Raw genomic sequence first — 25,756 nt, 5'->3', positions numbered from 1 at the left:
CATGGTTTATAATAACTTACTTAACCCACAGCGCATGAATAGCGATGTGGAAGATATAAAGATCAAAAGTGATTACTTGCGCGGAAGTCTGACCGAAACGTTGGCTGATCGCATCACGGGTGCAATTCCAGAGGACGACAACCGTCTGATGAAACACCACGGCAGTTATATGCAGGACGATCGCGACCTGCGTAATGAGCGTCACAAATCCAAGCTGGAGCCTGCGTACCAATTCATGTTGCGTGTACGTGCTTCCGGTGGAATTGTAACCCCGGAGCAGTGGTTGATGATGGATAGGGTAGCGCATAAATATGCCAATGAGACGATTCGTCTGACCACACGTCAGTCTTTCCAACTGCATGGCGTACTGAAGTGGGATCTTAAGAACACCATTCGCGAAGTAAACGATTCGTTGTTAAGCACACTGGCTGCATGTGGTGACGTAAACCGTAACGTGATGTGTAACCCGAATCCGAATCAATCCGATGTGCATGCTGAAGTGTACGAGTGGGCATGTCAGGTGAGCAATCATCTGGACCCTCGCACCCGGGCTTATCATGAGCTGTGGCTTGACGGAGAGAAAGTGATTGATTCCCAGGACTCCGACGAAGAAGTTGAACCAATCTATGGCAAAGTGTATTTGCCACGGAAGTTCAAGATCGGTATTGCTGTACCACCATCCAATGATGTGGACGTCTATTCACAAGATCTTGGCTTTATTGCTATTGTGGAGAACGGCAAGCTGCAAGGCTTCAACGTTTCCGTTGGCGGTGGCATGGGGATGTCTCATGGTGACGCCAAAACCTATCCTCAGGTGTCCAAAGTCATTGGTTTCTGTACTCCGGAGCAAATGATTGATGTTGCAGAGAAAACAGTTATGATTCAGCGTGATTATGGAGATCGTGCAGTTCGTAAACATGCTCGTTTCAAATATACGCTGGACGACCGTGGTGTAGAGTGGTTTGTTGGTGAGCTGACCAGTCGTTTGGGATGGAAACTGGATGCGGCACGTCCGTATCATTTTGAGACGAACGGAGATCGATATGGTTGGGTAAAAGGTAATAATGGCAGATGGCATTACACGCTGTTCATTCAGAATGGTCGTGTAAAGGATGTTGATGGATATCCGCTCATGACTGGTTTACGTGAAATTGCCAAAGTGCACACGGGTGATTTCCGTCTGACTGCCAATCAAAATCTGATCATCGGTAATATTAGCAGCCAGAAGAAGAAAAAGATTGAAGCACTCATTCAGCAGTATAACCTGACGGATGGAGCACATTACTCTGCGCTGCGTAGAAGTTCGATGGCTTGTGTTGCGCTTCCAACCTGCGGTCTTGCGATGGCTGAGTCGGAACGTTACTTGCCGTCTCTGATCGACAAACTGGAGCCTGTACTTGACGAAGCCGGGCTGAGAGACGAAGAGATTGTCATTCGGATGACGGGTTGCCCGAACGGATGTGCTAGACCAATGCTGGCGGAGATTTCATTTATCGGTAAAGCACCTGGGAAATACAATATGTATCTCGGTGGCAGCTTCACCGGACATCGCTTGAATAAGCTGTATAAAGAAAACATTGGGGAAACAGAGATTCTGGACACGCTGACTCCAATGGTGAACCAGTATGCCAAAGAGCGCTATGAAGGTGAACATTTCGGAGACTTTGTCATTCGTGCGGGTTATGTTCCTGAAGTGTTGGATGGTCGACAATTTCACGCTTAATTGACCGGGTAAGATAACTGAAATTAGGACTGATTTAGGGCGGAAGCATTCCTTTGAGGGGTGCTTCTTGTCTGTTATATATGGAGATAATAGAGGTAACGTTAGTTGCTGCTGAGAGATTTATAAGAGGATAAACTGAGGCTAATCTTCAAATGGAGATGGATAATGACCGCAGTTACTCCCATATTTTCGTGGGTATTAACTTGTTGAAGTACGCTCAACAAGATATAATGGCATAGTAGAAAGCAGATTACATGTTGAAAGTGAGCGGAAACGATATGGGTCGTAAGTGGAATAATATCAAGGAAAAGAAAGCTTCAAAAGATGCAAACACGAGCCGGGTCTACGCTAAATTCGGGGTTGAGATCTATGTAGCTGCCAAGAAGGGCGAACCGGACCCGGAAGCGAACCGTGCACTGAAAGTTGTGCTGGAACGTGCCAAAACGTATAATGTACCCAAAGCCATTATTGATCGTGCGATGGAAAAAGCAAAAGGTAGCGGGGATGAGAACTATGAAGAGTTGCGTTATGAAGGCTTCGGACCGAATGGTGCGATGGTCATCGTTGATGCACTCACCAACAATGTAAATCGTACAGCGCCGGAAGTGCGCTCTGCGTTTAACAAAAATGCGGGCAACATGGGTGTCAGCGGTTCTGTTGCTTACATGTTTGACCCAACAGCGGTTATCGGTATAGAAGGCAAAAACTCCGAGGAAGTACTGGAACTTTTACTTGAAGCAGATGTAGATGTACGTGATATCGTGGACGAAGACGATGCTGTAATTGTATATGCAGAACCGGATCAATTCCACGCTGTACAAGAAGCATTCAAAGCTGCTGGTATTACTGAGTTCACAGTAGCCGAGCTGACCATGTTGGCTCAAAACCATATTGAACTTCCAGAGGATGCACAAGCTCAGTTCGAGAAACTGATCGATGCGCTTGAAGACCTTGAAGATGTTCAGCAGGTCTACCATAACGTAGAGTTCGTTTAAGAGAACGAGACGATATGTAGTGGTGTGATTGCATAAAAAGAGTGTCTGACCAATCTGCGGGATTGGACGGACACTCTTTTTTTGTTTGTTTACGAGTCTGACTGCAACGTTCCAGGGGTCTGATCTGATTTTTCCGATTTAGACCCACCGAACTTGAATAACACAATTCCGCCTACAATCACAAGTACTCCGAGCAGTTGATTCCACGAAAAAGGAATTTGCTCCAGACCGAGCCACCCCATGGAATCAAACAATAGAGCAAAACTCAGTTGGGATGTCAGCACGATCGAGATGGCATACGTGGGGCCAAGCAGCTTCATCCCTTGCACGAGACAGAAGACCACGCCAACGCCGATGGCTCCACTGAGCCAGTACCAGGGCTGCATATGCTGAAAGCTGAATGTATTCTTGCCCTCTACTAGAAGAGAGATGAGGAACGAAGCGATGAATCCGGTGAAAAGCACCAGGGTTGTTGTGGACCATGAACCGGTGCGTTCATTGACTTTGCTATTAAAAATCGTTTGCAGACTGACAAGTGCACCTGCCAGCAATGCAAGCGAAATTCCTGTAATTAACATGGTTGTTGAACTCCTTATTCATAAATATTGTGACCTGCTATTTCACGTAGACCCGCTCGATCCTTGATCATAATCAATCCTTGATGTCGTTCGATTAATCCGTCTGCACAGAGTTTCTGGATGACCCTGTTCAGGTGTCGGTAACTGGTGCCTATCAGATTCGCGATGTCAGTCAGATTGAATGCGTCCAGCTCTTCGTGAACGATACTGCCGGCTTCTTCTGTTGAGATGGAGAGCAGGTAGCTGGCTAGACGAACCTCCACAGGGTACATCAGGTTGAAATTGGAAAAGTTCGAGTCAATGTAGAATTTGTGTGAGATGATTTTGAGCAAAAATTTAAGCAAAGGTGCATAATCGCTGGCAAGCTCAGCGAGCCATTGATAATGAATGCGAAGCATCACTACAGGTGACACGGCCTGAACCGTATTAACAATATCGCTTTCACGGACATACTCTATGTCACCGACAACTTCAAGCGGTGTTTTGAAACAAAGCACCAGCGTTTTGTCCTGTGCGGAGGTGGTGAAAATCTTGATTTTACCTTCGACTAGCACGTACAAATATTCGGAAGTTTCCCCTTCACGACAGATCAGTTCACACTTCTCAAAGTGGCATAACGTCATATGTGTACGCAGGGGCTCGTGAAATACAGTTTCGAGTTGATATTGCTTCAGATATTGTATTAATTGTTGCTCGTTATGGATTTCTTGCACGCTGTTGTTCACCCCCGACGATATGTTCCAATCCTTCTTCAAAAACTATAGTTTCATAATAATGACACCAGTCACCATTAAGGCAATGCCTAGAAATTGCGGCAGTTTCATCTTTTGTTTTACCACGCCAAACCATCCGTTGCTATCCACCAGAAAAGTCAGGAACAGCTGCGCAATGAGCAAGGCCGAGATCGTGAATGTAACCCCAATTTGCTGAATGGCTGTCACTTCGCTGAAAATAATGACGGCACCAAAAGCACCTCCAGCCAGGTACATAGGTTTTACTTGTTTGAGTCCTTGAAGGTTGGTGTCTCTAACAAACATTAGGATCAGCGCTGCTAATATGAATCCTGTCAGTTGTGTAATCGTAGCGGCCTGCCATGTGCCCATGTCGGTGCTAATCCGAGTATTGGCAACACCTTGAAGCGTGATACACGCGCCGCCCAGTAATGCAAAAATAATTCCTCTCATATGTACGCTCCTTATCCAATCACTTCGACTTCTATTATTAAATGATAAATTAACTCTGAACGCCAAGGACAAATGTCCTGAGCTTTGAAGTCACAGCATTTAGAGTACTATAAAGAACTCGGTAAATCCAGAAGGGGCATGAAGAGATGCCGGCATATGTGCTCAGTACTCATTGTTCATCATAATCTAACGAACCAGTGACACCTTTTTTTATTGATTCGATTGAATTGATAAATCTAACGAATCTCAGCGACGTTAAATGGGTTATGTCGGGTAGAAATGGGCGGTAAAACAGGGGGGAATGGAGGAATAGGGTGTCTACGATTCGTTACTTTTGAAAATTGGAAAATATCCACTAAATAGAGTGTGTCAGGTTCGTTAGTTAGCTATCCAAGAACTGAAACGAGAGTCTGCCGAGCGTACCCCGGAGCATAGAAAGTATGCAAAGCTCCGGGATACGCTCGGCAACGAGATTAGATGCAATCAGCTAGAAGATCCTCTCCGTACAAATCCAATGATCCTACTAGATCACAGTGTACACAGGCTTCTCGTTTACAAAACGAACAGACAATTCGGGAAAACGTTCTGCCAACCTGTCTGCTAATAGCTTCATTCCCGAAGCCTCGCTCTCTGCATGCCCCATCATGATCAGTGCCTTGGACTTGCCTTGTTGCACAGCATCACGGATATATTCCGGTGTCTCCCATTCGAATCCTTCACCCGCGATGATGAGATCCAATTGCTCATTCTGAATCAAGGGAATCGTCACATGTCCATTACCACGAAAACCTACCAGTACCGCTGCGCGTCTACAGACTATTTCCGCATTGCCTGCTATGCGTACATATTCTATGCCCAGGGAACTTTTCATATGGTGAGCAATAGCTTCAACGGTGCTTCCTTCCGGAAAAGAAAGGATGTCTGCTTCTGGTATTCGTTGCTCCACATAAGAGGACCACCCCAAGGCCTGAATCAGTCCTTCGGTAATGCCATCCGGTTGGAAGCGGTGGATGATATCATGACATCGATAGATGGAAATGCTTGCTTCGTCGATCAACTTTCTTTTGTCCATATAAACCGAATCATTTGCAAGCCAATCGGTATGACTGTGATGGTTATAAAACGGAGATTCATGCGCAATGATTAAGTTAGCACCTTGCTGTATGGCTTGTTCAATCACATATTGTGTGGGCATAAAAGCTATGATAATTCCTGTGACCTTACGATCAAGTGAGCCAGTAATGAGCTGATCCACCGTGTTTTCCGGCAGTGCAATGTTATCTAGGAGATGAAGTACAACGTCTTGAACAGTAAGATCCATAGAATGCATTCCTCCAATGACAGGATATAAAAACAGTGTACCATGTTGACATCTGAAATCTACTGTCTTCCAGATTATAGGGGTCATTTTTATGGTTTTCGGTTAATACTAAAACATGCAGATAACAGTTAGGTAAGATAACAACGGAGAAAAGTGTTAACTATGTACAGATGTTGGATTCGTATAGTTTTCTCAAACAAGAATAAGTATACTTACATAGAGTCTGTATTGCATTTAAATGGAGCTGTTTGCAACAAACCGGTTTCTATTTCAAATATATACTGAGATTCAGTTGAGGATAAGCACTCATATGCAACAACAGAACAGATTGTGAAAGGGGATAACTACGATGACAGCAACAAATATTATGGAACGTCTGAAGAGCGAGACAGCTCATTACCACAGACAAGTAGAACAGAACCCTTATGCAAAAGCCATTATGAATCAAACTGTGACTATAGAAGAATATAAAACATATTTAGAAAAGTTTTATGGATTCCTCAAGCCGCTGGAGGATCAGGCTGTACAGCAGCCTTTCTGGGGAAGTACGGGATTGGATATCGAGATTAGAGGCAAGGCTGGACTACTGGAGAAAGATCTGCGCAATCTTGGTGCAAGTGAAGAAGAAATCAGCCAACTTTCACTTTGCAAAGAACTTCCGGATATTTCGACACCTGCCCGTTTGTTTGGATACCTGTATGTAATTGAGGGGTCCACGAACGGTGGACAGATCATGACCAAACGTTTGTCGCAGTTCCTGTCCATTGAAGCTGATCGTGGATTGGAATATTTCAATGCCTACGGTACAGAGACTAGAACAAGATGGAGCGAGTTTATGGGTTTGCTGCAGCAGTCCATCAGCACTCCAGAAGATCATGACAACATGGTACACAGTGCATCAGAGACATTCCGACTGCTGGATCAGTGGATTAATACGGACAAGTAACATCCCTTTTCATCAACCTGAACGCCTGTAGGGCGGACTTTTTTCATATTTTAAAAGGTATCTATATAAGTTGAACTTATACATTTACACCTAACGGAGAGGACAGAAAAAAACCTGAAAAAGCGAAGCGTGCGCCTTTATAACCGGATTTTTCCCTTTAGAAAAGGGAATCGATAAAATTTGGGGATAACAGCGATTGGAAGGTTATTCTGTCATCGTAGTGCAATGTAAATAATCATTAGTTCAACTTATATAACATCATGAGAGGGGATTTTCCTGGCCATGGCCGAACCGAAGTCCAAGAAAGAACAAAATTTGTTGAACCGCACGTTGCTTCATCAGGGAACATACACAAATGATCCGATAGATCTGAATAACTGTGATAAAGAACCAATTCATATCCCCGGCTTTATTCAACCTCATGGTGTTCTTTTGGCCATTAATACCAGTCTTACGCCAACCATTGTTCAGTGTAGCCAAAATACGGAGGACCATCTGGGTATTGCCTATGAGGATGTTCTGGGCATGCCTTTGGAAAATCTGATTGGTAAGGAAGAAGTAAGCAAACTGTTGGGTAGCAGCTTCAATGCGGATGTAACCTCTGATTTGCATTACATGGATCTGACCATTAAGGTATCCGGTGAGGACCGGGTCTTCTCCTCTGTTCTTCATGAAAGTGAAGGGCTGCTCATTCTGGAGATTGAGCCTTTTTATGAAAAAGAGGGCGTGGAGACTACCGACTTTGAGTGGATATCCCGATTCTTCGGTCGGATCAAAAGTACAGATAGTCGCGTGGAAGCAAGTCAGATTGCGGCTGAACAGGTGAAGGAAATGCTCGGTTATGACCGAGTGATGATCTATGAGTTTGACGAGCAATGGAATGGTAAAGTAATTGCTGAAGCGCGTGAACAAGAACTCGAACCATTCCTTGGCCATCACTATCCGGCTTCGGATATTCCCAAGCAGGCTCGGGAATTGTATCTTCGCAATTGGTTGCGAACCATTGTGAATGTCAATTATAAACCCGTGGAGATTGTGCCTACGCTTCAACCGCTCACTGGCAAACCGCTGAATTTGAGTCTTTCAGTTCTGCGCAGTGTATCTCCGCTTCATATCGAATATTTGCATAATATGGGTGTAGGTGCGACTGTAACGATCTCTCTCATTCATAACAATCAGCTGTGGGGACTCATTACATGCCATCATTATTCGGCTAGATATGTGCCCCATCGCGTACGGAATCTGTGCAATTTCCTGGGCGCGTTCTTCTCGAATGAATTGTTTCAGCGTCAGCAACTCGATGATTATCAATCGGAGATTCAATCACGTGAAGCCGCTTCACGAATTGCCAACATTTTTATCGGTAACACAAGTCCTGCCCGAGTACTTGAGGAATTACAGGGAGAAGAAGAGACGGTGCTGAATCTGATGGGTGCTGCCGGAGCAGCAATCTGTTACCAGGACAAGTTGTTATTGTATGGTGAAACGCCAAACAGTGGACAGATTCGTGAACTGGCAGGTTGGCTTGCAGGAAAGTCCGAGGATTATAGTTATCATACGTCGAAACTGAGTGCAGAGTATGAAACATCCAAAGCTTATCAGGATAAGGCTTCCGGGGTTATTTATGTTGCCATTTCGCCTGGACAGCATAACTACATGCTCTGGTTCCGACCTGAGGTCGTACAGGTTGTCGATTGGGCGGGTGACCCCGCGAAGGCAGTGCTAAAGACAGATGATGGCATGCGGTTATCTCCGCGTAAATCATTCGAGAAATGGCGTGAGGTTGTAAAATCAACTTCGTATCCTTGGACATCCAAAGAGCTTAGCGTGTTACCTTTACTCAAAACCATTGTACGTCGGCAGACAGAGAACCAGTTGGTTCAGGCCGAAGAACAGGCGCTGCAGAATGCTCGTATTTTGCGACAAAATGAACAGCGTTATTTGCAGTTAATGGATTACTCGCCCGTGGCATTTTTTACTTTGACTGACGGTCAGATTATCTACTGTAATACGAAGGCATCCGAGCTGCTCGGGTTCGAGAGTTCCAAAGACCTGATGGGCAAGGACTTCAGGGCGTTTGTACCTGAGCAAACGAGAGTGACGTTACAACAGAATTTTGAGGAATTAAAGCACAATAACACAAGTTTGATTACCAGCCAGTCCTATTTCACCACAGCGGCAGGTACCTCATTGTTGCTTGAAATTACACTTGCTTCTGTTACGCACGCGGGTAAGCCTTCTGTGATGGTCCTATTGCACAGCGGCGCGTCCCACCATGAACAGGACAATTACACTGAAACAACGAGCCAGCTTCAGAACTATCTGACGACAGATCCGTTAACTGATATGCCGATTCAGACGGTGTTCAAGTCACAGCTTCAAGCTGACTGGGATGACTGTTTACAGGAAAAATGCAGTCTGGGACTGCTCATTATAGATATTGATGATTTCCGTTCGTATAATGCTGCATATGGCCTTCAAGGAGGCGACCTGTGTCTGCAATGGATCGGTGAGGTGCTTACGGTGGTTAGCGAACAGCATCATGCCTTGATCTCTCGTCTTCGTGGAGGCACATTCATGTTAAAATTGAAGAGCACAACGTCTGATTATGCAGGAGAACTTGCTGAAGAGATTAGACAGCACGTGCTGGCTCTCCAGATTCAAAGGGAATCATCCGGTCCGAGTGGAATCGTCACAGTTAGTGTCGGTGGTGCAGTAATGGTGCCGGATGAGCATTCCAATGCATCGGATCTGATCGAAAAAGCCAGTCGGGCTTTGGTACAAGCCAAAAGTGAAGGGAAAAATCGGGCAATTGTCGTGTAATTACGCCTGTGCAACGTTCGATTTGAAACGATACTTTCATTATTTGTGAAAAAGTTAAAAATACATGATGAAAAGAGGGCAGAAATGCCTTCTTTTTTGTGTCCAAGAATGTCTAAATTTCGTCACCGCAGACACAGGACAAATGATATAATGATCCCTATGGATACACTTGTTCGTATTCTGTCTTGGAGGAGGGTGAGATAACGTTCTATGAAAGACAACTCAAGACAATTGGAATTTATGGAGATAGATCTGAGTGAAGAACCTGAAACAGCAGCAGTTCCGGTTCCTGATCGTTCAACCATTGTGCAGTCTGCACATGAACCGATGCAGCATCGTGGAGGCATATTATCCTCAGAGAAACGTTTTGTGGAGGAAGCAAAGCAGTGGGCAGAGATGGAGGGTGATGTATCCCCGTGGGTTCCCTTTATGAGTTACTGGCCAACGTATGGCGTGATGAATGAAGCCCAGCGCAAGTGGTATATGTTTTGGAGGAAGGAAGTACGTCAGGGGAGATACCCGGATACCGATCTGTCCTATCTATTTGTTCATATCTACGAGTTAATTAACGGCATTGGCTGGCAGAATCCTCAGGATGGTTATGATCAATTGAAGCAGCTATGGGTGAACTACCGTGAACGGTTGCCCCAATTAAATATATATATGCAAGAGTGGATGGTCGATTATGTGCTGGTCCATCAGATGGAGATGTCCTTATCCGAGGTTATGGGCCTTTCGGGCGGATACCTGCCAGCAGAGATGCTGGATAGGGAGCTGCAACGTATTTTACAGGATAAGGTATCGGATATCTCGCTGAATATGCTGCAAAGATATTATGATTACGATATTACACTTAGTAAGTTCTACAGAGATGGCGGCAAAGAAGTGATGGAGCATTACATCCCGCGCGTCATTGCCCTGGTTGTTTCGTACCTGGAACGTACGCGACAAGTTGGACTGTTGCCTGAGTGTGATCCTAACGATGAACGCACGGTGGAACGCATACTGTTTCGCAAAGCGGTCTATGATGATTCCATCTATGGAAGAGCGGTATCATTCAGCTATATGCCCATAGGTGAACAGGCTGAATTTGTGCAGATGGTTACGCGGATCTATCGATGTACTGAAAATAAACTTCGTGAACTGCTCGGATTCAGAGGCCGATTGCGAGGACAGACTCTTGAACCCGAACTTGCGAATCTGATTGAGCGTTACCTGGACAGAGCATATGCGATCGAGCAGGCGGAGTCTGTGGAACAACCGATGATTCGGATTGATACAGAGAAATTGGCATCGTTACAGCAAGAAAGTGAATACGTGCGATTGGCGCTTACAATTGAGGATGATCACCCTTCTGAAGTGAAGGGTGAAGAGGTTAACAGCGCAAATGTTGCAAGTATTTCAGTAGATGCGCTAGAAGCAAGGGATGAGATCACTCCAACTGAAGATTCCATAGAGCCAGATCCATCTGCAGTAGAGATTGCAACAAGAGTGTCAGCAGAATCGATTGAGTTGCAGTGGGACGAGTCTGCTGAGGCTGATCTGGATGAAGAATGGCTGCTTTTTGCCAAGGAACTATCCCCTCAGCAGGTACAAACGATTCATGTTCTACTTGGTGCAAGTCCAGATACGGAGCTGATGCGTCTGGCTGAGCAATATGGAACGATGCCTACGCTTCTGCTGGATGAAATTAATGATGTGGCTATGGAAACGATCGGTGATCTTCTGATTGATGCTGATCGGATTGCTCCTGATTATATAGATGTGTTCGAACATGTGAAGAGGTGATATTCAGTGACAGAACTTAAAATACCAAAGCGGCTGACCACTGCACTTGTAAATTCATTGACAGCTGGTGTTGTCCCGAGAATTGGACTGGAGCAGATTGCCGTTGGCCGGAAACCGGAAGTGGAAGCCATTTTGCGGGATATGGACAATATTGCGGAGGGTGGAGCAGCGTTTAAACTCATTACGGGTCGTTACGGCAGCGGTAAAAGTTTTCTTTTGCAGATGATTCGTAATTATGCGATGGATCGCGAATTTGTTGTGGCAGATGCCGATCTGTCACCAGAGCGACGATTGGTGGGTACCAAAGGTCAGGGACTTGCCACATACCGCGAACTGATGACTCGTCTGTCTACACGCACACGCCCGGATGGGGGAGCATTGGAGCCGATTTTGCAAAAATGGATCGCCGGGTTGCAACAATCCACGATGCAAAGTCAGAACCTGCGCCCGGATGATCCGGCTCTGCCGCTGGAAGTAGAGAAGCAGATCTATGCGGTGACGGGAGAGATGCAGAATCTGGTTCACGGCTTTGATTTTGCCAAGGTACTGGCTTCCTATTGGAATGGGTACAAGCTCGCTGATGATGATCGCAAACAGGCGGCACTTCGCTGGCTTCGAGGAGAATTTGCAACCAAAACGGAAGCAAAAAAAGAACTGGCTGTTGGTGTAATCATTGACGATGACAACTGGTATGACTACTTCAAATTATGGTCTGAATTCACAGCGCGCATTGGTTACAAAGGATTACTGTTGTTCATTGATGAAGCGGTGAATCTGTACAAAATTACAAACAGCGTCTCACGTCAAAGCAACTATGAGAAATTGCTGACGATGTTTAATGATACGATGCAGGGCAAGGCAGAGCACCTGGGCATATTTGTGGGCGGTACGCCGCAATTTGTGGAGGATGAACGGCGTGGACTATACAGCTATGAAGCGCTTCGCTCCAGGCTTATTGATGGTCGTTATGCAGCCAAAGCGTATGCAAATTATACGGGCCCGATCCTGAAGCTGGCGATGTTATCGCATGAAGAGATTCTAATTCTGCTCCAGAAGCTGCGGCAGATTCATGCCCTGCATTTTGGATACAGTGCAAGTCTGACGGATGAACAATTGGTTGATTTTATGCAAACGGCGGTGAATCGACTGGGGGCGGATGAATTGCTGACCACGCGTGAAGTGGTACGGGACTTTATGGATGTACTGCATACGCTCCACCAGAATCCCGAAGTGACATATACTCAATTACTTGGCGAGCGGGCTGTCAAACCTCAGGAAACGGATAAAGGGCCAGATGCTTCCGCAAATACGGATGATCTGGACGATTTCCTGGCGGAGTTTGAATTATGAGTGAGAATCCGTTCTATCGATTGGCACCATTCGTTCAGGAATTTATATATAAAAAAAGATGGGAATCGCTTCGGCCTGCTCAGATTGAGGCCTGCAATATCTGTTTTCATACTCCGCATCATATGCTGATTGCGGCAGGCACAGCCTCCGGCAAAACGGAGGCGGCTTTTTTTCCTGCATTGACCGAGCTGTATGAACGGCCTTCAAAATCGGTTGGCATTTTGTACATTGGACCGCTGAAAGCCCTGATTAACGACCAATTCGAACGTCTTAAGGATCTGTTATCCGAAGGAAATATTCCGGTTTGGCATTGGCACGGGGATGTGCCTCAGGCGGAGAAAACAAAACTGATGAAAAATCCGTCCGGTGTGCTCCAGATAACGCCAGAATCGCTGGAAGGTCTGCTCATGAATCGACCGAATGCAATCCCGGCGCTGTTTCATGACTTGCGATATGTCATCATCGATGAGGTGCATGCTTTCATGGGAGCGGATCGGGGCATTCAAGTACTCAGCGAACTTGCCAGAATCGAGCGTATGGCTGGCTGTGCACCGCGAAGAGTGGGCTTGTCCGCTACACTTAGTGACTATGATGCGGCTACATCTTGGCTTGCTGCCGGAACGCAGCAGGGGGTGGATGTAGTCTCTTCCCCGGGCGGTCGCAAGCTGCGACTGCGGGTGGAACATTTCTCTTTTCCAGATGCGCAGGACGAGGAGCAGGCGGAGCAGCTTCATAACGCACGCAAAGCCTACTACGACTTCATTTATGAGAGCACACATCGTAAAAAAGCGTTGATCTTCACCAACAGCCGTACCGATGCAGAAGTCACCATTCTTGAGATGCGGCGGGTCGCGGCTCGCAGGGAGGAACGTGATGTGTTCCATGTTCATCATGGAAGTATCTCCGCCATGCTGAGGGAAGAGACGGAAGCTGCCCTACGCACTGGATCAGGGCCCGCGGTTGCTGCGGCAACGGTCACGCTTGAACTGGGCATCGATCTGGGCGAACTGGAACGTGTGGTTCAGCTTGGTGCACCGTATAGTGCGTCCAGCTTTGTACAGCGTCTGGGACGTTCAGGAAGACGAGAGGACATGGCATCAGAGATGCTTTTTGTATGTCCGGAGGAAGAGGATGAGGAAGCGCAATTGCCAGCACGTATGCCGTGGACGTTGATGCGTGCGATTGCTGTTATCGAACTATATGTAAAAACCAAGTGGGTCGAGCCGCTTGAAGCCCGCAAAATGCCCATAGGTGTACTTTATCATCAGACGATGAGCATGTTGAAAAGTATGGGGGAGGCGGAGCCGAGAGATCTTGCAGAAGCCATCCTTTCGCTGGCTCCCTTTGCGTTGATAAGACCTGATCAATATCAGGTTTTCCTGAATTACCTCATTGAGACGGATCACCTGCAATGGACAGAAGATCGAACATTGATTATCGGTCTGACAGGTGAAAAAATCGTGAATAATTATCGCTTCTACGCGGTGTTTAAGGACGATGAGGAACATAAAGTGCTGAACGGCTCGGAAGAGATTGGTTCGATTACAACCGTACCCCCACCTGGCTATTGCTTCTCGCTCGCAGGTAAACTGTGGAAAGTGGAAGAGGTCGATCATAAGCACAAGGCTGTGTATGTGAAGTCTGCAAAAGGTAAAGTAGATACGCTATGGCTTGGAGCGGGAGGAGATATTCATACGTCGGTGGTACAGAAAATGCGTGAAGTGTTGTCCGACTCAGTGATCTATCCCTACCTGTCACCACAAGCCGTCAATCGACTTGAACGGGCACGCCGCTTAGCTCGTGAAAGTGGACTGTTGAAGCAGGTTGTCATTCCGGCAGGGGGAGATTCGATGTACGTTCTTCCTTGGGTGGGAAGTAAATCATTCCGTACATTGGAGCGCCTGATGAAGCATAATCTGTCCAAGAAACTTGCCTTGCGTTCGGTTGTGCCCATGGAGCCCTATTATTTTGTGGTGTCCGGCAAGATCGATGAACGAACATTGTTAGCCGAGATTATGAGTGAGTGTCGGACGGCCGAAGACGCATCTGCGTTACTGGCTGAAGATGAAGCGCCTTATCTGGGCAAGTATGATGAATTCGTCGCGCCGCCTTTGATCCGTGAGGCTTTTGCCGTGGATGGGCTGGATCTGGATGGATTGAAGGAAGGTTTACAGCAAACATTGGAGTGGGACTTCTCAAGCTCCAATCGGACATGATGTTTTTACGTAATCAGTGTGTGTGAAGAATGGTACAGCAATCGAAGCGACTCGGTGTAATAATGTAGTTTAACTTTTTATGCGGAATAGGGTTGACACCATCTCACCTCCCATGTAATATATGAAAAGTCGTCACACACGAATTACATCAAATTGCATATATCATTTCGTATAACCTCGCAGGCCGAAAGTGTACACAGGGCGAGGGTCTCTACGGGAAGCCTATACTTCCTAACTACGATGCCAAGGAATCAATGTATTCCTTGCTCGTAGTTAGGATTTTTTGCATTTAGATGGTGTCTGTGACCTTGGCATGAACCAACATGCGGGCGTATTTTTCTTATCATCAGGAGGTTTATTCACAAATGAAATATTATCTGTCCGTTCTCGCGGGAGCGATGAGTTATGGCATATTATCCACGATTGTGGTTCTGGCGTATGGCGAAGGATATAAACTTGGAGAGGTTGTCGGAACACAGCTGATCACGGGTTTTCTTCTTTCCTGGATGCTGGCGCTATACACAAGATTTAGAACCAAACGCAAGTCACAGGCAAATGGCAAAACATCAGGAGCCGTGGCACAGGTATTCAAACGGTTGACGTGGAAACAACGTCTGTTATTGATGGCTGCCGGAACACCAACGGTAATTACAGGTCTCGTGTATTATCAGTCTTTGCGTTATATCCCTGCTTCACTTGCTATTATCCTGTTGTTCCAGTTCACATGGATTAGCGTATTGATTCAGGCGATTAGCAAACGTCAACGTCCAGACAAAGTCACGTTCCTGACGTTGATCATTCTGTTTGGTGGAACCTTACTGGCAGCGGGTTTCCTGGAACAAGGATTGGGTGAGTTCAACGGTCTGGGTATTGCTCTTGGACTAATGGCAGCCGTAAGTTATTCCCTGTTTGTCTTGTTCAGCGGTAAAGCGGTTCCTTCAGCGCATCCAGCCTTCCGCAGTGCGTGGATGGTTACAGGCGGTTTGATCCTCCTGTGCATTTTGTTCCCGCCGACATTCCTCTTTAACGGATTGATCTGGAGCCAGTTGCTTGTATTTGGATTGCTGCTTGGATTCTTCGGGGCCTTCATTCCACCAGTATTGTTCGCTATCGGCGTTCCGCATATTGGTGGTGACATGGCCGGAATATTGGGTGCAGTGGAGCTTCCAATTGCAGTATTGTTATCCTCAATCGTGCTCCATGAGCATGTCAGCGGATTGCAATGGTTCGGAGTTATTATTGTGCTCATTGGTGTAGCCCTGCCAGAGTTGTATAAATTACGTATGAGACGAAGTCGGAATACACCGATCTATTCCTGAATTATACAAAAAGGGATATTGGGAAGCCTGAACGGGAATAACCGTAGTAAAGCCTGAGAAATCAGGCTTTTTTTATTGAAGGAATACGGCTCAACCACAATAGCCCAGAGGGGTCATTTTCATTGTCATGCGAATCAGGTATGCTTAAAGAATACATCCGTCTGTTGATTGAATATTGATGGGACATCGAATGAGGAGTGTTTATATGAAAAGCTGGTTTGGAAAAACATGGCCTTGGTTAACACTGGGTCTGACCGTTGTTGTACTGCTTGGATCATTTTTGGTTTATTTTATGGGCAAAGACTTATCCCCGGGATCTGGAAGTGCTGTAACTGCACAAGCCGAGACAGCGGAGGATTTGAAGGGATATGAAGTCATTGATGTGGACGTAAGTAACGATGGTTTTGGACCAGACGTTATCGAGGTGAAAGCTGGCGTACCGACCAAAATCAACTTTATTCTGACCCGGTCGGTGACACATGTCAAATCAGTCGGATCACAAAAGCTTGGCATGGATCTATACATGCAAAAGGGACCCAATTATTATACGGTCGACAAAGATCTGCCCAAGGGAGAATACGAGATCCATTGCGGCATGTACATGATATATGCAACGATTAAGGTCGTATAAGCAGAAGGAGCAAGGTTTCGGGTCACCGAGCTTTGCTCCTTTTTTTGGTGCGTGATATCATGGGAAAGTGGGTAAAATCGATCAGGAGGTGGCGAAAATGAAAGCGCTATTTATTGGAGGGACAGGCACCATCAGTACGGCCATTACGGAGATGCTTGCACAGCAAGGCTGTGAACTGTATTTAATTAATCGCGGCAATCATAACGATGACTTACCTAGTGAGGTCAACGTACTTCAAGCGGACATTAATGACGAGCCACGTGTAGCGGAACTGATAGCTGATCTGGAATTTGATGTTGTGGCAGATTTTATCGCTTTTGTACCGTCTCAATTGGAGCGAGATTACCGTTTGTTCAAGGATAAAACAAAGCAGTTTATTTTTATAAGTTCAGCATCGGCGTATCAGACACCCCTAGCTGATTACCGGATCACGGAAGGTACGCCATTATCAAATCCATATTGGGAGTATTCTCGCAACAAGATTGCCTGTGAAGACTATCTGATGAAACAATATCGCGAGCATGGATTCCCTGTGACCATCGTGCGTCCGAGCCATACGTATGGCGACAAATCGGTACCTCTCGGTGTTCATGGCGCTCAAGGCAGCTGGCAGGTTCTCAAGCGTATACGTGAAGGCAAACCCGTTATCATCCATGGAGATGGCACCTCACTGTGGACCATTACGCATAATACTGATTTTGCCAAAGGGTTTATCGGGCTTATGGGAAATATCCATGCCATTGGTGAATCGGTACATATCACCTCGGACGAATCTGTCACCTGGAATCAGATTCATGAGATTATAGCTGACGTGTTAGGTGTTAAACTTCATGCAGTACATGTACCCTCTGAGTTCTTGGCAGCATGCAGTGATCAGGATCTTCGCGGCGGATTGCTGGGTGACAAAGCCAATACCGTTGTGTTTGATAACAGCAAGCTGAAGCGTCTTGTTCCGGAATTTGTAGCAACGACAAGAGCTGATCAGGGCATTCGACGTACGATTGAGCACATTCTGGCACATCCTGAATTACAGACCGAAGATCCGGAATTTGATGTATGGTGTGACAAGGTCGTTGGCGCACTGGACGAAGCGTTATTAAAGATCAGAGATGAGAAATGAGAAGTAAGGCGTTCATGATCAAGTGTTTACATTCATGCGCTTAATCGTTATAATCAAGAAAAAATGACACTTGTTAGGGGAGGCACCCCAACTTAGGACATCGTTCCTTTGTTGGGGTGCTTCCCTTTTTTGTGTGCCAAAAAGGAGAGTAGACGTTGAAGAAATCAGGAAAACGTGTGAAGAAACAAGCGGAACAGCTAACCAAAGTGGTACTGGCATTTGCGTTATTATCACCTCAAGCCCTGTTGCTTGAATGGGGTACAGCCACGGTAATGGCTGAAACGGTTGAAACAATCGGGATTGTATCCGACACGTCCAGCATGAAGGCTGTACAGTCCTCCAAGGTGAAAGTAGAGATGAACAGTGATGGCAAATACAGAATTGTATTACTACCAAACACAAATGTATTTTACGGTGGCGATACAGGGAATGTATCTACGATTATCGACCATAATGGATCACCCGTGAACTTCAAAACATTGCCATTGAATTATTACCGAATTAACAATAATGTGATTGAAATGTCCCGGCAAAAGGACAATGTGGAATATATTTTGCGTGTATCTATCGTTAATGCTACCTCACAAGGTGGGTACATGAAGGTTGAACTGGAAGCTATCAATCGTAGTGGAACGGCACTGAATTTGGGTGGAACATTTTATTGGGATACGATGGTGAATGGCAATGATGCATCTCCGTTTGAAGTCATCGAGAATGGATGGCGCAATTACAGCGGCGGTGTTCAGGTCACGGCTTTTTATGCCAATACGTACAATGTTGTGAATGCAGATCGCATATATATGGGACAGTACAGCGGTCCGGACAATGCGCAGCTAACAGGGGGTTCTTCACCTTCAGCGTTCACTCCAGGCCAGACCGTTACGGCGAGTGATACAGCTGCACAATTTTGGTGGGACGCCAAGACAACAGCGAATCAGGCTTCACGTAAATTTTCAACCATTGTGGGGATTGGCCCCAAAAATGCTCCACCTTCATTTATCTTAACAGCACCCTCTTCAGGTCAAACCTATTACAAAGGCGAGCAACTTCAGATCTCTGGTACAACACGAGATACGGATGTAGGCGACCTGTTGACCGTGAAATGGTCCATTGATGGTGGGTCCGAGAATATTCTGACCCAGATGACCGCAACGGGTTCAAATCAGTCTTTCAACACCAATTACACTTTGCCTGATACCCTGCCAGATGGTACGCACACATTACAAGTATGGGTCATGGATGACAAAGGTGGGGTGTCCTCAGCAGGCACCGTTAACTTTACGGTAAGAAGTTTTGTTGTGCCCGGAACGCCGACATATACATTGGTTAATTCTAATAACATGACGGTGAATTGGGATAAGAAGGCGAATGATGCATCGGTTACGTACGAACTGAAAAATATGACGACAAATCAAATCGTGGATACAGGTGCGTCAAACAGTCGGCAGGTGACTGGGCTCACTCCGAATACCAGTTATTCTTTTGCCGTACGGGCCAAAAATTCAAGTGGTTCCTATACGGGTTACTCCAGTCCAGCTTCCAAGTATACACTGGCCAATCCACCCGCTGCTGCGGCAGTGACACAATCAGGCAACTCCGTTACAGCGAGTTGGAATAATAATGGAAATCCTGCAGGTACGCATTATAAAACGGAAATACGCAGTCCAGGCGGGCAAGTCCTTGCAACGGGAACAACAACTTCCACACGTACAGCGTTTGCCCTGACCGGACTCGCGGACGGAAAATATGAAGTGTTTGTGGCGGCACTGAATGGAGAAGGGATACAGACCCCATTTATATCCGCCGGAGAGATGATGAAAGATACGACGGGTCCAACTGCTCCGTCTGTTATAGTCACTCCATCCTCATGGACCAAGGAAGATGTTCTCGTTACGGTTGAAGAGGGAAAAGATGCCTTGAGCGGAACTCAAAAGACTGAAGTTAAAGTCGGTCTGACAGGAGAATGGCGTGAATACAGTACTCCGTTTACCGTAAGCAGTGAAGGCAACACAACTGTTATGGCACGCAGTATTGATGCGTTTGGTAATACAGGGCAGGAAACAGTTGTGACAGCCAGGGTAGATCGGACGGCACCAACGCCACCTGTTATCTCGTTGAATCCGCCCGAATGGACAAAAGCGGCGGTAATCGTGACATTAACGGAAGGTACCGACGAAGCAAGTGGCATTGGTCTGACACAGTATAAGCTGGGAAGCGAGGGAGAATGGATAGACTACAAGACCCCTCTTACACTCAGTGAAGAAGGAATAACCAAGATTTATGCACGAAGTGTTGATCGGGCCGCCAATGTCAGTGCTTCCACTTCGGCAACAGCCAGAATCGATAAGACTGGGCCTGAGCAACCAACGATTACGTTAAGTGAAGAGGATTGGACGAATCAGGATGTAACTTTTGCAATAAACAGTGGTGAAGATGCAGGCAGTGGGCTTGCCAAGAGCCAATATCGACTTAACAAAGAAGGTCCCTGGATCGATTACACGGGCGAAGTGACGGTTACCGATGAGGGAGAAACGATCGTATATGTACGCTCACTTGACCGTGTAGGTAATATAAGCACGTCCGCTCAGGCTACAGTTCGAATCGACACGACAGCTCCAACCGAGCCGGTGATTAGTTTAAGTCCTTCTGGATGGAGTAAAGAACATGTGCAATTCACTATCGCTGGAAGTGTTGATGAACAAGCGATTTCCTATGAATACAGCATGAATGATGCCTCGTATATGACAGGAAATAGCGGTACAGTTAGTACAAACGGCGCAACCACCATTCGAGCCCGAGCAAGAGATACCGTTGGTAATGTGAGCAAGGAAGTGAGTCGAATCGCCTATGTGGATCAGATGGCTCCAACGATTACATTTGCACCAAATGGACATGGCTGGACGGACATGGACATATCCACTACCATTCAGTATGCCGACGCCCAATCAGGCATTCAAGAACTGGAACGATTCTATCAAGTTACGAACAGTGCAGAATCACCGGAGCATTGGCTTGAAGCTCACTCTGACGAGCATAAAATATCCATCGAATCGGAAGGCATATGGTACATCCATGCGAAAACCATGGACAGAGCAGGTAATACATATGAGACAACATCATCACCTTACCATATTCAAAGCAAGCCCGAGCAACCGAGTCATGTGAGAATGACACAGATCGCTGAGACATCAGCTGAACTTACAGTGGATTTGCCAACAGGGGAAAGGTATACCAATGGATATCAGTATGAGATAACGAATAAAACAACAGGACAGTCATGGACACTGGATTATCCTAACCACAGTATAATCGATAACTCCCTAAGCGGTGGTCAGGTCTATGAATATGAAGTTAGAGTGAGAAACCATACCGGAGTAAGTGATGCAGTAAGTGTTCAAGTATTAACTATCCCGGCAGCTCCCGGAACGTTGCGCGTTCGAAAAGTAGATTCGCAACCCAATTTGGCCGAAATTCAATTTGATTCAGTACGAGGAGCAGATGCTTACCGCATCATCGCGACTACTTCGGACGGTGCCACCGTATTTGATCAGAAGCTATCTGATCCTGGCAGCCTTCCCTATGTCAGCAACCTCGTTCCAGGAACCATTCATAACATTTCGGTAACGGCAATGAATGAAAGTGGCGCAGGTGGTAGCAGTAGGACCGGATTTCTCACACTGCCGGCAATGCCCGGTGAGTTTATGGCCGTTCAGATTCGGGAGCATGATATTTCATTAACGTGGGATACGGTGACTTCTGCAACGTATTATGGTCTTTCGCGTGATGGAACAGCTATATATGAAGGAGAGCAGACGGAGTATCTGGATTCAGGTCTGGATAGTGGCACGGAGTACAGCTATGCGTTAATTGCCGGAAACGAGACAGGACCAGGGCCCTTGGCAGGATTACCTTTGCTCAAGACGTTACCTGGGCAGGTGACCAGCTTACAAGTATCGGATGCTTCCACAACGAGCCTTCGTCTGAATTGGGATGCAGTACGAGGAGCCGATCGTTATGAGTTATGGTTGAATGGAGAGAAGTCCGGAACGGTTCCTGTCGGAACCCAAGAATGGGTCTTTGCGGGCCTGGATTCGGGAACATCATATCAACTGGCTGTTCAAGCGGTGAACGGAAGTGGACAAGGGATGCGCAGTTCGATATCAGGAACAACGCTACCGGAGAGCCCATCGGGACTTCACGTTGTTCAAGTAACTGAACAGGGAGCGATCTTGAGCTGGGAGCCTGTCGTTGGGGCAACGAAATATCGGGTGGTCATCGATGGACAGAGCCATGAGATATCAGATACACAACTCGCAGTTCAGCATCTGTCAAGCAGTCGTGAGTTTACCTATGAAGTCCAGGCGGGCAATGCTGCCGGGTACGGTGCATCCACCAGTAGTACAATTCTTACGCTACCTAGCAGGCCGGAAGGACTGAATGTCACATGGACAGGTGAGACAAGTATGGGACTTGCATGGCAAGCTGTAGATACGGCGAATCTCTATATTGTGAAAATCAATGGAACAGAAGTAGGCAGAACATCAGAACTGACCTACACGGCTGAGGGATTGTTGCCAGGTACAGAGTACGTTTTGGAAGTTCAGGCTGCGAATGCTTCCGGTTCCGGTGAGAGAGCGCAGCTCATCCGATTGTCCAAACCGGTATCGCCTGCCGAAGTACTTGTTGATCCAGGAGTACATCGGGCAAAAGTTTCCTGGTCTGAGGTGGAAGGTGCCGCTGAATATGTGATTGAGCAGAATGGCAAGGAGATCTATAGGGGCATCGAGAATGAAGCAACGATTACCGGTCTACAGGATGGGACGTGGCATCATTATCAACTATGGGCGGTCAACAGACAGGAGACTCGTTCTGAAGCGAAGGATGTATCCTTGCTGACTTTGCCTCAGAAACCCGTTCAGGTTGCAGTATATGATGTGGCAAAAAACAGCCTTGGTCTGGATTTCAGCAACACAGGTGTCCAAGGTGCAGATCATTACGTCATTGAACGGGATGGAAGAGAGATCGCTCAGATGGATTCAAGTGAAACCCAATTCGTAGACAAGGAACTGACGCCAGGAACGAAATATACTTATGCGATTCGGGCAGTCAATGCGAGTGGAACGAGTGCGCCGCTTACTTTCAGTGTAATGACTCAAACGTTGCCATTGGTTGCAGAAAGTATCACAGTGAAAGCCGGAACACATGCGGTGGATCTGGCTTGGGATGTTGTTCAGGGAGCGGCTGTTTATGAAATTCGTAATCAGGTAACGGGAGATGTACAGAGCGTGTCTGAACCGTCTGTACATCTCAATAGTATGCTGGATGGCACAGCGTATGAATTCGAACTTGTTGCGATTAATGAAGATGGTTATCGGTCAGAGTCTATCCAGATTCAGGTTTTAACGAAGCCCATCTCACCTCAGACGGCAGGCATAACACACATCACAGATCAGACTGCGGTACTGGACCTGACTGGAAGCTCCACACGGGGAGCAGAGCAATTCGTCATTATGCGGGATGGCGTTGAAGTCGCTAAGGTTCCAGCAGATCAAGCTTCATTTGAAGATCATGGACTGACACCAGGAGAGCATTACACGTATACCATCAAAACATCAAATGCAACGGGAGAGAGTGATTCCGGTTTCGAAGTTCACTTGCGCACGTTGCCTGCGACCATTAACGAACCTTTACATGCAAGCATGATTGGGGAAAAGGAGGGATTGATCTCTTGGCCAAAGGTGCAAGGTGCGGAGGGATATACCATACGTATCGGAGATCAGATGTTCACCACGATTGAAGAAGGGGATATCACAGAGGTGAGATTAACTCATCTGGAGAGTGCAACCCGATATGATCAGGTACAGATTATTCCTTATAATACGGCTGGTTCAGGAAACCCAATGACCGTGACTCCATTTTACACCTTGCCTCATGTTGATTCACTGGAAATGAAGATATACCCCGAGACTGATCACGCCAAACTGGAATGGGACTTTCCTTATGGGAACGAAACATTCGTTGTATTGCTAAATGGTACTGAAGTATATAGAGGCAAAACAAAAGAGTTTATTGTTGAGCAACTAGATGCAGGCAAGCAGTACCCGATTCAAATCTACACAGAGAATGATCAGGGAGATGCATCGGAGAAGCTGGCGTATTCTGTCCTGACCAAGCCAGCAGCTCCTGTCAAAGTGGAGTATCATTCGGCGAAGGACCACATTCGTCTTCTATTGGAACAGAGCCGGGTCGAAGGTGCCGAGTTGTTCATCATTGAGCGTGACGGTGTGGAGGTTGCTCGTGTTCCTGCAGACGAACTGTTCTATGACGACAAGGGACTTGAACCGGGTGTGAACTATATCTATACAGTCAAGACCATGAATGTCTCGGGCAGTAGTGATGGTGGTTATTACCTTCATGCCATGACTTTGCCCGGTAGTGCTGCTTCACCTCCTGTAGTAGAGGGCCGTTCGATGTATGGTGTAGACATTGTATGGGAACTGATTCCTGGTGCTGCGGGTTATCGATTTTATCGAAATGAAGAGCTTGTGGGAACGACAGCAGAGACATCCATACATGTGACTGATTTAAACAGTGCAGAGCGTTATACTGACTTTGCAATCATTCCATTTAATGAGGCAGGGGAGGGTGAAGTGCTCCAGGTTCCGGAATTCGAGACGCTGCCATCCGAGGATCTGACAGTTGCAGCCGTAGCGCAAGGCACAAGTACGATTAAGCTAACTTGGGAACTGGATTCCATGAATGAGGTGATAGTGATCACCCATAAAGATCGTGAGATCTACCGTGGCACCGAGCGTAGTCATGTATGGTCAGGGCTGAATGCCGAGCAGCATTATGAGGTGGAAGTATGGACGGAGAATTCAACAGGTGAGAAAAGTGAAAGCAAACGGGCCGCAGCCATGACTTTTCCGTATCCACCATCCGCTTGGAGCGGTAGTGGTACAGCTTCAAATCCAGCAGGTACTTCGGTAAAAGCCGATGAGGTGAGTTCACAACCTGAACCTTCTGATGAGCAACCTGAGTTACCTGCGAAAAAAAATATCAAATTTATTGATATCAGCCAAACATTCAATAAAGACCAGATCACCTGGCTGGCGGAACAAAATATCATTCAAGGTGTAAGTGAAACTCGCTTCGAACCACGCCGTCCGATCACGCGTGCAGAGTTCACCGCATTGATCGTGCGTTTGATGGGTGTGGACACAATGGTTAATGAACACCATGGATTTCAGGATGTAAACGATGATGATTGGTTCGCTCCTGAGATTAAGGCAGCCGTTCATCATGAGATGGTTCAAGGGATGGGGAACGGCAAATTCGCTCCGTATGCACTGGTAACACGTGAACAGGCATCTAAGATTATAGCAAATGTTGTTCGTAAAATCAGACCGGAACCGCTTACTTCCCCAAGAGCGTTTACCGACCAGACTGATGTATCATATTGGGCCCAAGAAGAAGTGCAGGAACTTGCGGGTTTGTACATGATTACCGGATATGAAGATGGCAGCTTCCGTCCCATGCAGCATTTGAGCAGATCCGAAGCTGCAGCGCTGATCTTCCGCTTAAATAAGCTGATTCAAGTCATGGATGAGAACCGTACAGATCAAGTGAAGAAAGCGTCAGCGTTTGATCGTCATATCTAAATTGAATTGATTCTTACATGTGATACTGCAAGCATCGCTAGTAACGACATTACCGCTTGATTGGTTTTTAATGCTATAATGGTTGCCAATATGATAAAAAA

General features: G+C 46.5%; 15 protein-coding genes and 1 riboswitch. Of the genes, 11 read left to right on the top strand and 4 right to left on the bottom strand.

Features of this window, described 5'->3' with window-relative positions:
* Window position 1: 1 nt before the first annotated feature.
* Together cysI and BLS69_RS10405 are read left to right on the top strand one after the other, a co-directional pair.
* Window positions 2–1,723 (top strand): assimilatory sulfite reductase (NADPH) hemoprotein subunit, encoded by a 1,722-nt coding sequence (gene cysI / locus BLS69_RS10410; RefSeq protein WP_091031144.1) that lies wholly within the window; start codon window positions 2–4, stop codon window positions 1,721–1,723.
* Between the two features lie 278 nt (window positions 1,724–2,001).
* On the top strand, window positions 2,002–2,718 hold the full coding sequence (locus BLS69_RS10405) for a YebC/PmpR family DNA-binding transcriptional regulator (protein WP_036608916.1): 717 nt from the start codon (window positions 2,002–2,004) through the stop codon (window positions 2,716–2,718).
* An 89-nt stretch (window positions 2,719–2,807) separates the two neighbouring features.
* On the opposite strand, the gene BLS69_RS10400 is transcribed toward BLS69_RS10405, so the two are convergent.
* The 4 genes from BLS69_RS10400 to BLS69_RS10385 form a co-directional block, all read right to left on the bottom strand.
* Window positions 2,808–3,296 carry a DMT family transporter gene (locus tag BLS69_RS10400; protein ID WP_091031142.1) on the bottom strand — a complete coding sequence of 163 codons (489 nt, stop codon included), beginning with the start codon at window positions 3,294–3,296 and terminating at the stop codon, window positions 2,808–2,810.
* Between the two features lie 14 nt (window positions 3,297–3,310).
* Window positions 3,311–4,009: a Crp/Fnr family transcriptional regulator gene (locus BLS69_RS10395; protein WP_091031139.1), complete on the bottom strand. Its 699-nt coding sequence runs from the start codon at window positions 4,007–4,009 to the stop codon at window positions 3,311–3,313.
* Between the two features lie 45 nt (window positions 4,010–4,054).
* The gene (locus tag BLS69_RS10390) at window positions 4,055–4,480 is read right to left on the bottom strand and encodes a DMT family transporter (protein ID WP_036608521.1); all 426 of its coding nucleotides are present in this window, start codon (window positions 4,478–4,480) and stop codon (window positions 4,055–4,057) included.
* Between the two features lie 523 nt (window positions 4,481–5,003).
* Window positions 5,004–5,801 carry a Nif3-like dinuclear metal center hexameric protein gene (locus BLS69_RS10385; RefSeq protein WP_091031137.1) on the bottom strand — a complete coding sequence of 266 codons (798 nt, stop codon included), beginning with the start codon at window positions 5,799–5,801 and terminating at the stop codon, window positions 5,004–5,006.
* Window positions 5,802–6,150: 349 nt separating this feature from the next.
* Between BLS69_RS10385 and BLS69_RS10380 the strand changes: the two genes are divergently transcribed.
* The 9 genes from BLS69_RS10380 to BLS69_RS10340 all read left to right on the top strand — a co-directional run bounded on the left by BLS69_RS10380 (window position 6,151) and on the right by BLS69_RS10340 (window position 25,655).
* Window positions 6,151–6,747 (top strand): biliverdin-producing heme oxygenase, encoded by a 597-nt coding sequence (locus BLS69_RS10380; protein ID WP_091031134.1) that lies wholly within the window; start codon window positions 6,151–6,153, stop codon window positions 6,745–6,747.
* 282 nt (window positions 6,748–7,029) lie between these two features.
* Window positions 7,030–9,570, top strand: coding sequence for a diguanylate cyclase domain-containing protein (locus tag BLS69_RS10375; RefSeq protein WP_091031131.1), 2,541 nt, complete (start codon window positions 7,030–7,032; stop codon window positions 9,568–9,570).
* A 210-nt stretch (window positions 9,571–9,780) separates the two neighbouring features.
* Window positions 9,781–11,358 (top strand): TerB N-terminal domain-containing protein, encoded by a 1,578-nt coding sequence (locus tag BLS69_RS10370; RefSeq protein ID WP_091031128.1) that lies wholly within the window; start codon window positions 9,781–9,783, stop codon window positions 11,356–11,358.
* 6 nt (window positions 11,359–11,364) lie between these two features.
* Window positions 11,365–12,708 carry an ATP-binding protein gene (locus BLS69_RS10365; protein ID WP_091031127.1) on the top strand — a complete coding sequence of 448 codons (1,344 nt, stop codon included), beginning with the start codon at window positions 11,365–11,367 and terminating at the stop codon, window positions 12,706–12,708.
* Window positions 12,705–14,924, top strand: coding sequence for a DEAD/DEAH box helicase (locus tag BLS69_RS10360; protein WP_091031124.1), 2,220 nt, complete (start codon window positions 12,705–12,707; stop codon window positions 14,922–14,924). Before BLS69_RS10365 ends, BLS69_RS10360 begins: the two co-directional genes overlap by 4 nt.
* 147 nt (window positions 14,925–15,071) lie before the next feature.
* Window positions 15,072–15,182: riboswitch (purine riboswitch) on the top strand.
* 107 nt (window positions 15,183–15,289) lie between these two features.
* Entirely contained in the window at window positions 15,290–16,243 is a 954-nt protein-coding gene (locus tag BLS69_RS10355; protein WP_091031123.1) for an EamA family transporter, read from the top strand.
* 205 nt (window positions 16,244–16,448) lie between these two features.
* Window positions 16,449–16,874, top strand: a complete 426-nt coding sequence (locus BLS69_RS10350) for a cupredoxin domain-containing protein (RefSeq protein WP_165980157.1) — start codon at window positions 16,449–16,451, stop codon at window positions 16,872–16,874.
* A gap of 97 nt (window positions 16,875–16,971) precedes the next feature.
* Window positions 16,972–17,994: an SDR family oxidoreductase gene (locus BLS69_RS10345; protein ID WP_091031118.1), complete on the top strand. Its 1,023-nt coding sequence runs from the start codon at window positions 16,972–16,974 to the stop codon at window positions 17,992–17,994.
* Between the two features lie 155 nt (window positions 17,995–18,149).
* Window positions 18,150–25,655 (top strand): fibronectin type III domain-containing protein, encoded by a 7,506-nt coding sequence (locus BLS69_RS10340; RefSeq protein ID WP_091031116.1) that lies wholly within the window; start codon window positions 18,150–18,152, stop codon window positions 25,653–25,655.
* Window positions 25,656–25,756 lie beyond the last annotated feature (101 nt).

Origin of the sequence: Paenibacillus sp. CF095 (assembly GCF_900101225.1) — a bacterium.
GTDB lineage: Bacteria > Bacillota > Bacilli > Paenibacillales > Paenibacillaceae > Paenibacillus.
Note: the sequence above shows the minus strand (reverse complement) of the source record. Positions and strands in the feature narration are given on the sequence as shown.